Source organism: Microbacterium sp. M3 (assembly GCF_033548675.1).
Taxonomy (GTDB): Bacteria; Actinomycetota; Actinomycetes; order Actinomycetales; family Microbacteriaceae; genus Microbacterium; species Microbacterium arthrosphaerae.
Window position 1 is genome coordinate 601,275 of the sequence record NZ_JAWTZT010000001.1, and the last position, 12,214, is coordinate 613,488.

Consider the following 12,214-nt stretch of genomic DNA (forward strand, 5'->3'; position numbering starts at 1 on the left):
ACAGTCTGCCTGTCAGCGGCGGGCGCGTCGAAGGCTTTCGGGCGCATCGATACCGAGTGTCTCACCGCGGAAGAACGCCGGACGCTTGATCGACTGCCAGATCATGATGACGACGCCCGCGAGGATCACGGTCACGCCCAGCACGAACACCAGGCCGAGGCCGAAGATGCTCGATCCGCTGCCGTAGGCGGGGTCCATCGAGTCGATCAGCGTCGTGACGAACAGCACCGCGAGGATGCCGCCGCCGACGAGCGGGAACAGGAACGTGAAGAAGAAGCTGCGCACCGAGTCGAACCACTGCTTGCGGAAGTACCAGACGCATGCGAACGCGGTGAGCCCGTAGTAGAAGCAGATCATCATGCCGAGCGACAGGATCGTGTCGGTGAGGACGTTCTCGCTGAGGACGCGCATGACCGCATAGAAGACGGAGGCCACGACCGCCGAGACCACGGTCGCGTAGCCCGGCGTGAAGAACCGCGGGCTCACGCGGGCGAACTTCGGCGGCAGCGCACCGTAGTGCCCCATCGCCAGGAGCGTCCGCGCCGGGCCGACGGCCGTCGACTGCAGCGACGCGGCCGAGCTCGACAGCACGGCGAGCGACACCAGGAACGCGAGCGGACCGAGGATCGGGTCGGACAGCGCGAAGAACACGTTGGCCGAGATCTCCTCGTTCGCCAGGCCCAGGGCGCCCTCGCCGACGCCGGCGAACATGATGAGGCCGATCGAGAGCAGCAGGTACAGGCTCACGACGATCACGACGGTCAGCATGGCCGCGCGGCCGGGGGTCTTGGCGGGGTTCTTCGTCTCCTCGTTCATGGTGAGGACGACGTCCCAGCCCCAGAAGATGAAGATCGACAGCGACAGGCCCGCGGCGAAGGCGCTGAACGAGGGCACCTCGAGCGGGTTGAACCACGACCACGAGAACGCGGTCGTGTCGGGCGCCTCGCCGTCGACGGCCTTCACGATGGCGACCACCGCGAAGAGCACCAGCACCACGACCTGGAATCCGACCAGCACGTACTGGAACTTCTGGGTCGTCTGCATGTCCCGGTACGAGACGAGGGTGGCGCCGAGCATGAAGAGCAGGCACACGAAGACGTTGATGAACGGGTTGAACGCGAGGTTCGCGATGTCCTCGTTGCCCGAGAGCTGCGCGATCAGCAGGAAGAGGAACTCCACGGCGATGCCCGCGAGGTTCGAGAGCACGATGACGGTGGCGGCGATGAGGCCCCACCCCGTCATCCAGCCGATCCAGGGGCCGAAGGCCCGCACACCCCAGGTGAACGAGGTGCCCGAGTCGGGCATCGCCCGGTTGAGCTCGCGGTAGCCGAACGCCGTCAGCAGCATCGGGATGAAGCCGACGAGGATGATCGCGGGCACCTGCGTGCCGACGACGGCGACCGTCGGGCCGAGCGAGGCGGTCAGCGTGTAGGCCGGGGCGATCGTCGAGATGCCGATGACCACGGCACCGACCACGCCGACGGCGCCGGCGCTCAGTCCCTTCTTCGACAGGCCGCCGGCGCCGGCGCCGGACGACGGGGCCAGTGGTGCGGCGGCGCCGCGGGGCTGCGGGGAAGCGCTCATGCGCGTGCTCCTTCTTCGGCGCCGGGCTGCGTCGCACCGGCGCCCTCCTTGCCGCGCGTGCGGGGCACGACGACCATCGGGACGGGAAGCTCGTGCAGCATCTTCGCCGCCGTCGAGCCGAGGAAAAGGCGCCGGGGCTGCGCGAGGCGGCTCGAGCCGACGACCGCCAGCTCGCCCGGCTCCCAGCCGAGGTGTGCCACGGCGTCTTCGATGCTGTCGCCGCGTGCCACGACGACGTCGGCGTCGATGCCCTGCGGGAGGGCGTCGAGCGCCTTGCCGAGCACGTCGTCGGCGTGGGCGGCGCCCGCGATGCGGATGACCCCGGTGTCGACGCTGGCCGGAAGGTCGACCGACACGAGCGACAGCAGCCGCAGCCGGGCACCGGTCGCCGATGCGAGCCGGACGCTCGCGTCGAGCAGGGCGCTGGCGCCGGGGCGCGTGCCGATCGCGGCGGTCACGCGGCTGACGCCGTTCACCCGCGTGCGGCGCGTCCCCTCCGGCGCGAGGGCGACGGGCACGTCCGACGAGTGCAGCAACTCGTTCGCCACGGTGCCGAGGCGGTGGCGACCGCGCAGGCCGCCGTTGGCGGCGCCGACGACGATGAGGGATGCCGCGAACTCGTGCGCGGCGGCGATCAGTCCCTCCGCGAACGAATCGCCGAACCGGACGTGGGTGGCGTGCGTCACGGCGCCGGGAACCGTGGCGGAGGCCTCGGCGAGCCAGGCCTCGGCCTGGGCCACGAGGTAGCGGTCGTAGCTCGCGTCCGGCGGCGTGATGACGCTGCGGTCCTCGGCCGGGAGCACCAGGACGAGGTCGAGCGCGGCGTCCGCGGCCGCGGCGAGGCGCGTGCCGAGCGCGACCGCGTCGGCTCCGGCATCCGTCGCGGTGTACCCGACGACGATGCGGCCGCTCACCGGCGTGCCGCCTCGACGATGTTGGCCGCGACCAGGCGACCCATGCGGATCGCGCCGTCGACGTGCTGGTAGCCGGCGCCCGCCATGTCGCTGCACGCGAAGTGGATGGGGCCGACGGGGGTGCGGAGGTCTGCGCCGTAGCGGGCGAGTCCGCCCAGGTCGAAGCTCGCGGCGTACGCGCCCCGGGTCCACTCCTCGGCGCCCCAGTCGCTCTCGAAGTACACGAGGGGGTTCTTCGCCTCGGGCCCGTAGTAGTGCGACAGCGACTCGAGGATGCGCTCCTTGCGCTCCTCGGCCGACACGCGGAAGAGGTCGTCGGCGTTGCGGTCCGACACGAAGCCGACCAGCGTCCCGCGCTCGTCGCCGTGGTTGGTGTTGTCGTACGCCTCGTGCGAGATCTCGTAGGGGCTGAAGGCGGTGCCCGACAGGCCCTGCTCGCGCCAGAACGGACGGTCGTAGACGGCGTGCACCTTGATGACGAAGCCCATCGAGATGTGCTGGTGCATCTGCTGCTTGAGGCGCGGCAGCGCGGGCTGGAACTCGATCCACGGGTAGAGGATCGGCGCGTGCGCCAGGATCACGAAGCGGGCGCGCACCTCGAGGCCGTTGTCGGTGACGACGCGCACGCCGTCCTCGCCCCAGTGCACCTCGGTGACGGGCTGGTCGAGGACGACGTCGTCGCCGAGCCGCTCGGCCAGCAGCAGCGGCACCTGCTGGAGTCCGCCGACGACGCGCTCGTCGAGGATGAAGTCGGCGTCGACGAGGTGCGAGAAGCTGCCGGCGCTCGCGGCCATCAGCAGGGCCTGCAGCGCCGAGAACGCGTAGGCGGGCTTGGTGAGCATGGCGCCGGCGATGAAGAGGGCGATGTTGTCGCGGGCCTCCTGGTCGTCGGTCTGCTCCTCGAGCCACGCCTCGAACGAGACGCGGTCCAGCGCCTCGGCGTCGGGGTGCTCCCACGGCTTGTCGGGGTCGATCTCGGCGACCATCCCGTCGAGCACCTCGATGAGGCGCACGATCTCCTTCTCGGTCTCGGGCGCGACGGGGAAGATCTCACCGGTGAACCGCGTGAGCTCGCCGCTCCTGCCGATGTAGACGGATTCGCCCTCGCGGTAGCGGCTGTAGGTCTCGAGGCCGAGCTCTGCGAGGGTCTCCTTGAGCGCGTCCTGGTCGGGCGAGACCCACTGCCCGCCGATCTCCAGCATGGCGCCGTCGACCACGTCGGTCCACAGGCGCCCGCCGACGCGGTCGCGGGCCTCGAGCACGACGACCGACAGCCCTGCCTTCTTCAGCTCGTTGGCGGCGGTGGTGCCGGCGGCGCCGGCGCCGACGATGACGACGTCGCGGGTCAGCTCGGTCATTCGGACTCCTTCGTCAGGTTCTGCGCTGTCTCGGCGCTCAGGGTCGGGTGCAAGGCATCCATGTCCCGGAATCGTTCGCTCCCCGGCCGCGGTGGCGACGAAATCGGGACATGGCTGCGAAGAATCGGGACACGCTGCGGGAGAGGGAGGGGTTGGATGCCGCGACCGTCGTGGTGCGCCGGCCGCGGCATCCGGAATCAGCTGCCGGCCAGTGCGGCCGCGACGACGTCCAGGCCCTCGTGGAGCAGGTCGTCGGAGATCGACAGGGGCGGCAGGAAACGGATCACGTTCCCGTAGGTGCCGCAGGTGAGGACGATGACGCCCTGTGCGATGCACGCCTTGGCGACCGCGGCGGTGAGCGCGGCATCCGGCTCCCCCGTCGCGGGGTCGACGAACTCCGCGGCGATCATGGCGCCGTGGCCCCGCACGTCGCCGATGCGAGGGTCGGAGGCCTGCAGGTCGCGCAGGCGGCCGGTGAGGATGGTCTCGATCCCGGCGGCGCGCTCGAGCATCCCGTCGTTCTCGAACACGTCGATCGCGGCGAGCGCGGCGGCGCACGCGATGGGGTTTCCGCCGTAGGTGCCGCCGAGCCCTCCGGCGTGCGAGGCGTCCATGATCTCGGCGCGGCCCGTCACGGCCGCCAGCGGCAGGCCGCCGGCGATGCCCTTCGCGGTGGTGATGAGGTCGGGGACGATCCCGAAGACCTCGCTCGCGAACATGCGGCCGGTGCGGGCGAAGCCGGTCTGGATCTCGTCGGCGATGAAGACCACGTCGTTCGCGCGGCACCACTCCACGAGCGCCGGCAGGTAGCCGTCGGCCGGGACGATGAACCCGCCCTCGCCCTGGATCGGCTCGATGATGACGGCCGCGAGGTTGTCGGCGCCGACCTGCTTCTCGATGATCGAGATGGCCTTCTTCGCCGCCTCGGCGCCGGTCAGGCCGTCGCGGTACGGGTACGACAGCGGGGCGCGGTAGACCTCCGACGCGAACGGCCCGAAGCCGCTCTTGTAGGGCATCGACTTGGCGGTGAGCGCCATCGTGAGGTTGGTGCGGCCGTGGTAGCCGTGGTCGAAGGCGACGACGGCCTGCTTGCCGGTGTACTTGCGGGCGATCTTGACCGCGTTCTCCACCGCTTCGGCGCCGGAGTTGAACAGCGCGCTCTTCTTGGCGTGGTCGCCCGGGGTCAGGCGGTTGAGCGCCTCGGCCACCGACACGTAGGAGTCGTACGGCGCGATCATGAAGCAGGTGTGGGTGAACTGCGCGACCTGCTCCTGCACGGCAGCGACCACCTTGGGGTGCGCGTTGCCGAGCGTGGTCACGGCGATGCCCGAGCCGAGGTCGATGAGCGAGTTCCCGTCCGCGTCGAGGATCACGCCACCGCCGGCGGCGACGGCGTGGACGGGGGCGGTGTGCCCGACGCCCGCGGCGACGGCACCGGCCTTGCGGTCGATGAGCTCCTGCGAGCGGGGGCCCGGGATGCTGGTGACCAGGCGGCGCTCCTGCGGGAGGGTCGGACCGCCGAGGGGGGTGTCGATGAGGGTGTCGGCTGCGCTGCTCATGCTGGGGAGCGTATGCGGCCCCGCGAAGCCCCCGCACCCGCCTCGGTGTACATTCTGTCCGGCGCGCTATACCAGTCGTACACTCGGAGCGATATGGATGCCGATGCCCCCACCCTGCGCGCCCTCCTCGCCCGTCGTGATCTGCGCCTGTCGCTCGCGGACGACGATGTGGACCAGGCCGCGCTGGACCGGTCGATCCGGTGGGTGCACAGCTCGGACCTGGTGGACCCCACGCCGTTCCTGTCGGAAGGGCTCGTGCTGCTGACGACGGGCACGCAGTTCCCGCTCGGCGATGCGGACGAGGCCGGGGATGCGGATCCCTTCCGCTCCTACGTGCACCGCCTGGCCGCGCGCGGCGTGGTCGGGCTCGGCTTCGGCACCGAAGTGGCACGCGCCGGCATTCCGTCGGCGCTCGTCGACGCCTGCCGTGCGGAGCGGATGCCGCTGTTCGAGGTGCCCTATCGCACGCCGTTCATCGCGGTGGCCCGCGCCAACGCCGAGGCGATCGCGGCCGAGGCGTACGCCCGCCGCAGCTGGGCGCTCGCGGCGCAGCGGGCGATCGCGCTGGCCGCGCTCCGCCCGGACGGACTGGGCGCCACGGTCACCGAGCTCGCGAAGCAGCTGGGCACGTGGGTCGGCATGTTCGACGCCGCCGGGGAGCTGGCCCGCGAGCACCCCGTCGGCGGCCTCGACGTCACGACGGCGGCGGGCCTGCAGCGCGAGGTCACGGGCGTCCTGCATCGCGGAGCGCGCGCGGGCTCTTCGCTGCGGATCGGCGAGACCGCGTTCACCCTGCAGACGCTCGGACGCGGCGGCCACCTGCGCGGCGTCATCGCGATCGGCGCCGGCGACCTCGACCAGGAGGGACGCGTCGTCGTCACGGCGGTCATCGCGATGGCGGGGCTCGCCCTCGAGCAGCAGCAGGGCCTCAGCCGGGCTCGCGGCGCGCTGCGCGCGGGCCTCGTGCAGTCGCTGCTCGCCGGCGATCCGGCGCTCGCCCGCCGTGCCTCCCGCGAGCTGTGGGGCCCGCTGCCCTCCGCGCCCGTCGTGGTCGCGATGACGGATGCCGCAGCCGCGCGCGTCGACGGCATCACCGAGCTGCTGGAGCTGTGGGCCGACGAACGGCGCGGTGCGCTGTTCTTCGGACGCGGCGACGACGGCCTCGTGCTCGTGGTGCCGGCCGACGACCTCTCGGCCGTCGAGGAGCTGGCGGCGCGCTTCGACGTGCGCCTCGGAGTCTCGGACCCGACGGGCTACGACGCGTTCGCCGCGGCGGCCGGTCAGGCCCGCGTCGCGCGCGATCGCGGCGCGGGGGCGGTCACCGCGTTCGCCGACGTCGCTCGCAGCGGCGTCCTCTCCGCCCTCACCGACGAAGCCCGCGCGCTGGCCCGTGCGGAGCTCGCACCGCTGCGCGAGCACGATGCCGCACAGGGCACGCGACTCCTCGAGACGCTGCAGGTGTGGCTCGACGAGGACTGCTCGCACGAGGCATCCGCTCAGTCCCTCGGGGTGCACCGCCACACCGTACGCACCCGGCTGGCTCTCGTCGAGCGCGTGCTGGGGCGCGATCTCTCCTCGTTCGCCACGCGCGCCGAGCTGTGGGCCGCGCTCCGCGCCCTGGACCCGTCGGCCTGACCCCCCTCTCCCCCTTCTCTCTCCCCCGTCCCTCTCCCCCGCCCCGGCGCCGACTACCCCGGCGCCGTCTCCCAGTGCCTTCGAATCGCGCACTTTGCAGTTTTCGCCCCCCGCAGACTGCAAAGTGCGCGATTCGAAGGGGCGAGGGAGGGAGGGAGGGAGAAGGAGGGGCGAGGGAGGGGCGCCGAAACGTCCGAGCGAGGAGGAGATCGCGACACATCGCGGGGCGCCGACGCCCCTGTCTCGCGGCAGGATGAGCGCATGAGCGCGCCGAGGTCCGACACCCAGGTCCGCAACGGCGACGTGTCGTGGTGGTGGCGCAGCCTCGGCGGACTCCCGGCACCCCGCGCTCCCCTGCCCGGCGACCTCGACGCCGACGTCGCGATCGTCGGCGCCGGATACACCGGCCTCTGGACCGCCTACTACCTCAAACGCGCGCAGCCCGATCTGCGGGTGGTCGTGCTCGAGCAGCGCTTCGCCGGGTTCGGCGCCTCCGGCCGCAACGGCGGCTGGCTCACGAACAGCGTCACCGGCGGCTGCGAGCGCTACGCCGCGTCGCACGGGCGCGACGCCGCGATCGCGCAGCAGCGCGCGCTGAACGAGACGGTCGACGAGGTCGTCACGGTCGCCGCCCGCGAGGGCATCGACGCCGATATCGTCCGGGGCGGCGAGTTCGAGGTCGCGCGCACCCCGGCGCAGCTCGCCCGCCTCCGGGCCGGTGCGGCGTCGGAGCAGTCGTGGCCCCACACCGATGTGGAGGTGTTGGATGCCGCGGCCGCGGCATCCCGCATCCGCATCGCCGGCGCGCTCGGCGCGATGTGGCATCCGCACTGCGCCCGTATCCACCCCGCGAAGCTCGTGCGGGGCCTTGCGGACGCGGTCGAACGGCTCGGCGTGCCGATCTACGAGCAGACGCACGTCCACGAGGTCGCCCCCGGCCGCGCCGTGACCGACCGCGGAACCGTGCGGGCGACGCACGTGCTGCGCGCCACCGAGGGGTTCACCGCCGACCTCCGCGGCGAGCACCGCACGTGGTTGCCGATGAACTCGTCGATGATCGTGACCGAGCCGCTCCCCGCCGCCTTCTGGGACGCTGTCGGCTGGGGCGGCCGCGAGACGCTCGGCGACTTCGCCCACGTGTACATGTACGCCCAGCGCACCGCCGACGACCGCATCGCGTTCGGCGGACGCGGCGTGCCGTACCGCTACGGCTCGCGCGTCGACACCGACGGCAGCACCCAGGAGCGCACGATCGCGTCGCTCACGCGGCTGCTGCGCGCGTTCTTCCCGGATGCCGCGGAGGTGCCGGTCGCGCACGCCTGGGCCGGCGTGCTCGGGGTGCCGCGCGACTGGGCGGCGACGGTCGGCCACGATCGCCGCACCGGCCTGGGGTGGGCCGGCGGCTACGTCGGCACCGGCGTCACGGCCACGAACCTCGCCGGCCGCACCCTCGCCGACCTCGTGCTCGAGCGCGACACCCCGCTCACCCGGCTCCCCTGGGTCGGGCACCGGGCGAAGCGCTGGGAGCCGGAGCCGCTGCGGTGGACGGCCGTGAGCGCGATCTACGCCGCGTACCGGACGGCGGACCGGTTCGAGGCATCCGGATCCTCCTCGCGCACCGCCTGGCCCGCGCACATCGCCGACTGGGTGGCCGGCCGCCGCTGACGACCCGCCGCCGCCGATCCGGCCAGGGTCCCTGCGACTTCGAATCGCGCACTTTGCGGTTTCTGCGGGTCGCAGGCTGCAAAGTGCGCGATTCCAAATCGGGTGAGACCCGTCGCGGCCGGCGCGGGGCCGGCGGCGGTCAGCGGGGCGCGTGGGCCTCGAGGAACTCGTACACGTCGGTGGTGTCGACGCCCGGGAAGGCGCCGGTCGGGAGGGTCGCGAGCAGCGTCCGCGGGGTGCGGACGTTGGGCCACGAGTGGTCGCGCCACGAGGCCTCGAGGTCGGCGGGCGCGCGGCGGCAGCACACCTCGACGGAGTGCTTCGACACGCCGCGGTTCGGGGTGTCGCGGCCGAGGAACCACTTGGTGTCGTCGAAGCGCACGCCGACCGACACCGAGTGCGCGCCCTCGCTCGAGAGCTCGACGCGGGCCGTGCACCAGTACGTCCCGTTGCCGGTGTCGGTGTACTGGTAATACGGGTTGAAGTGGTCGTCGACGTCGAAGACCACGCGCGACGTCCAGCGACGGCAGCACATCTGCCCCTCGATCGACCCGAGGCGATCGGTCGGGAAGTTCACGTCGTCGTTCTCGTACGCCTTCGTGATCGTGCCCGACTCGTGCACCTTGAGGAAGTGCACCGGGATGCCGAGGTGCACGGTCGCGAGGTTGGTGAAGCGATGCGCGGCCGTCTCGTACGACACCGAGTAGGCGTCTCGGAGGTCTTCGATCGAGATCGCGCGGTCCTTCTTGGCCTCCTGGAGGAACGGCACCGCGTGGGCCTCGGGGATGAGCAGGGCGCCCGTGAGGTAGTTGGTCTCGACGCGCTGCCGCAGGAACTCGGCGTACGACGTCGGCTCGCGGTGGCCGAGGATGCGGCTCGACAGCGCCTGCAGCACGGCGGTGCGCGGATCGCCCTTCGCCGCGAGCCGGCTCGACAGGTAGAGCCGGCCGTTCTTGATGTCGGCCACCGATCGCGTCGTCTGCGGCAGGTCGGGCACGTAGTGCAGGGTGAAGCCCAGGTGAGCGGCGATATCCGACGCGGTCCGCTGCGTGAGCGGGCCACCGGGGTGGTCGACGGCGTCGAGGATGCGGGCCGCGTGCTGCTCGAGCTCCTCGAAGTGGTTGTTCTGCGTGCGCATGAGGCGTCGCAGGGCGACGTTCGCACGCCGGGCTTCTTCCGGGGTCGCCGCGCGCTCGTCGCGCAGGCGCTCGATCTCGCCCTGCAGCGCGAGCATCGCCTTGAGCGCCTCGTTCGGCACCGTCTTGCCGATGCGGAACGGCGGGATGCCGAGCGCCTGGAACGTCTGCCCCCGCATCGCGCGCTCGAGCGAGATCTCGAGCGTGGCGCGCTCGTCCAGCGGCTCGGACTCGAGGATCGCGTCGATCGATGAGCCGAGCGCCCGGGCGATCGCCTGCAGCAGCGTGAGCTTCGGCTCGCGCCGGCCGTTCTCGATCATGGACAGCTGGCTCGGCGCGCGATCCACCGCCGCGGCGAGCTCGTCGAGCGTCATGCCGCGCTCCGTGCGCAGCTGCCGGATGCGGCGGCCGATGGTGAGGGGATCCACCCCTTCATCGTCGGGGACTTCGCCGCGCACGTCCGCGGTCGCCATGGTCGTCATGGGCCGATTCTGTCACGAAAGCAGAATTTCCCGAAAAGTTCACAGCGGGATTCGTCGGTTTCGCCCTCGAAGTTCACCCGATAGTGGTCTCACGAACTCCTGTCGATCCACCCAGCAAGCGGATCACGGATGCCGCAGCCCGGCCGACACCGCCGGGTCGCGGCATCCCCACAACTCCACTCGGACGACACCCACACACAGGAAGGCAGGGACATGACACCTGCAACCGCCACCCCGATGCGCACGCGCACCGGCCCCATCCCGACGCAGACCCATGAGCCGTCGATCGAGGTCGCCGGCCGCCTCGGCCCGCGCTACGACGAGATCCTCACGCCCGACGCGCTGGCGTTCCTCACCGAGCTGCACCACCGCTTCGGCGCGCGCCGCCACGACCGGCTCGCCGACCGCATGCGGCGCCGGTTCGAGGTCGGCAACGGGCACGACCCGCAGTTCCGCGACGACACCCGGCACATCCGCGAGGACGCCGAGTGGAGGGTCGCCGGCGCCGGCCCCGGGCTGCACGACCGCCGCGTGGAGATCACGGGCCCCACCGACCCGAAGATGACGATCAACGCGCTGAACTCGGGCGCGAAGGTGTGGCTGGCCGACCAGGAGGACGCGACGAGCCCGACCTGGAAGAACGTGGTCGAGGGTCAGCTGAGCCTGCGGGACGCGATCCGCGGCGAGCTCTCGTTCACGAGCGCCGAAGGCAAGCGGTACGAGGTGACGGCCACCGAGACCCCGACGATCGTGATGCGGCCGCGCGGCTGGCACCTGCCCGAGCAGCACATCCGCTTCACCGACCGCGCCGGCCGCACGATGGCCGCGTCGGGCTCGCTGGTGGACTTCGGGCTCTACTTCTTCCACAACGCGCAAGCCCTGATCGCGAACGGCCGCGGCCCGTACTTCTACATCGCGAAGCTCGAGTCCAGCGAAGAGGCGAAGCTCTGGGACGACGTCTTCACGTTCAGCGAGCGGTACGTGGGTCTGCCGCACGGCACCATCCGCGCCACGGTGCTCATCGAGACGCTGCCCGCGGCATTCGAGATGGAGGAGATCCTGTTCGAGCTGCGCGACCACTGCGCGGGCCTGAACGCCGGGCGCTGGGACTACATCTTCTCGATCATCAAGAACTACCGTGGGCGCGGTGCGCGCTTCGTGCTGCCCGACCGCAGCGAGGTCACGATGACGGTGCCGTTCATGCGGGCCTACACCGAGCTGCTCGTGCAGACGTGCCACAAGCGCGGCGCCTTCGCGATCGGCGGCATGAGCGCCTTCATCCCGAACCGCCGTGACCCCGAGGTCACCGAGCGCGCCTTCGAGAAGGTGGCCGCCGACAAGAAGCGCGAGGCCGGCGACGGCTTCGACGGCACGTGGGTGGCGCACCCCGACCTCATCCCGGTCGCGCGCGCCGAGTTCGACGCGGTGCTGGGCGACCGCCCCAACCAGCTCGACCGGCAGCGCCCCGAGGTCGAGGTGCGGGCAGCCGACCTGATCGACGTCCACATCGGCCGCCCGATCACGGCGGCGGGCGTGCACGGCAACGTGTCGGTGGCGATCCGCTACATCGAGGCGTGGCTGCGCGGTCTCGGAGCCGTGGCGATCGACAACCTCATGGAGGATGCCGCCACCGCCGAGATCTCGCGCTCGCAGGTGTGGCAGTGGATCCACCAGGACCAGACCACCGAGGACGGCACCCCGATCACGCGCGACTACATCGAGGGCCTCATCACCCAGGTTCTCGGAGCGGCGGAGCGCACCGGCGGCGACCGCTTCGACGACGCGGCGGACATCTTCCGCGAGGTGGCGCTCGGGCAGGAGTTCCCCGCCTTCCTGACCCTGCCCGCCTACACGAAGTACCTCGTCGCGACCGACTGACCC

8 protein-coding genes are annotated in these 12,214 nt (G+C 71.7%); 3 read left to right on the forward strand and 5 right to left on the reverse strand.

The genetic code is table 11. From position 1 onward, the window contains the following. Positions 1 to 12: 12 nt before the first annotated feature. The 4 genes from R8Z57_RS02750 to gabT form a co-directional block, all read right to left on the reverse strand. Positions 13 to 1,584, reverse strand: coding sequence for an APC family permease (locus tag R8Z57_RS02750; protein ID WP_318352218.1), 1,572 nt, complete (start codon positions 1,582 to 1,584; stop codon positions 13 to 15). Then, positions 1,581 to 2,498, reverse strand: coding sequence for a universal stress protein (locus tag R8Z57_RS02755; protein WP_318352219.1), 918 nt, complete (start codon positions 2,496 to 2,498; stop codon positions 1,581 to 1,583). The genes R8Z57_RS02750 and R8Z57_RS02755 overlap by 4 nt, the downstream gene beginning before the upstream one ends. Beyond that, a complete protein-coding gene (locus R8Z57_RS02760) occupies positions 2,495 to 3,856 on the reverse strand; it encodes an NAD(P)/FAD-dependent oxidoreductase (protein WP_318352220.1) in 1,362 nt (453 codons plus the stop codon). Before R8Z57_RS02760 ends, R8Z57_RS02755 begins: the two co-directional genes overlap by 4 nt. Positions 3,857 to 4,053: 197 nt before the next feature. Continuing rightward, entirely contained in the window at positions 4,054 to 5,415 is a 1,362-nt protein-coding gene (gabT, locus tag R8Z57_RS02765; protein WP_318352221.1) for a 4-aminobutyrate--2-oxoglutarate transaminase, read from the reverse strand. Between the two features lie 93 nt (positions 5,416 to 5,508). Here gabT and R8Z57_RS02770 point away from each other — a divergent pair, with 93 nt between their 5' ends. After that, positions 5,509 to 7,050, forward strand: a complete 1,542-nt coding sequence (locus tag R8Z57_RS02770) for a PucR family transcriptional regulator (RefSeq protein ID WP_318352222.1) — start codon at positions 5,509 to 5,511, stop codon at positions 7,048 to 7,050. 261 nt (positions 7,051 to 7,311) lie between these two features. Next, positions 7,312 to 8,715 carry an FAD-binding oxidoreductase gene (locus R8Z57_RS02775; protein WP_318352223.1) on the forward strand — a complete coding sequence of 468 codons (1,404 nt, stop codon included), beginning with the start codon at positions 7,312 to 7,314 and terminating at the stop codon, positions 8,713 to 8,715. 139 nt (positions 8,716 to 8,854) lie between these two features. On the opposite strand, the gene R8Z57_RS02780 is transcribed toward R8Z57_RS02775, so the two are convergent. Beyond that, positions 8,855 to 10,333 (reverse strand): helix-turn-helix domain-containing protein, encoded by a 1,479-nt coding sequence (locus R8Z57_RS02780; protein WP_378723073.1) that lies wholly within the window; start codon positions 10,331 to 10,333, stop codon positions 8,855 to 8,857. Positions 10,334 to 10,570: 237 nt separating this feature from the next. On the opposite strand from R8Z57_RS02780, the gene aceB reads away from it, so the two are divergent. Further along, positions 10,571 to 12,211: a malate synthase A gene (gene aceB, locus R8Z57_RS02785; protein ID WP_318352714.1), complete on the forward strand. Its 1,641-nt coding sequence runs from the start codon at positions 10,571 to 10,573 to the stop codon at positions 12,209 to 12,211. Positions 12,212 to 12,214 lie beyond the last annotated feature (3 nt).

Bases quoted from the DNA above. Each gene is read 5' to 3' on its own strand.
- R8Z57_RS02750 (WP_318352218.1), bottom strand. From the start codon at position 1,584: ATGAGCGCTTCCCCGCAGCCCCGCGGCGCCGCCGCACCACTGGCCCCG.
- R8Z57_RS02760 (WP_318352220.1), bottom strand. From the start codon at position 3,856: ATGACCGAGCTGACCCGCGACGTCGTCATCGTCGGCGCCGGCGCCGCC.
- gabT (WP_318352221.1), bottom strand. From the start codon at position 5,415: ATGAGCAGCGCAGCCGACACCCTCATCGACACCCCCCTCGGCGGTCCG.
- R8Z57_RS02770 (WP_318352222.1), top strand. From the start codon at position 5,509: ATGGATGCCGATGCCCCCACCCTGCGCGCCCTCCTCGCCCGTCGTGAT.
- R8Z57_RS02775 (WP_318352223.1), top strand. From the start codon at position 7,312: ATGAGCGCGCCGAGGTCCGACACCCAGGTCCGCAACGGCGACGTGTCG.
- R8Z57_RS02780 (WP_378723073.1), bottom strand. From the start codon at position 10,333: ATGACGACCATGGCGACCGCGGACGTGCGCGGCGAAGTCCCCGACGAT.
- aceB (WP_318352714.1), top strand. From the start codon at position 10,571: ATGCGCACGCGCACCGGCCCCATCCCGACGCAGACCCATGAGCCGTCG.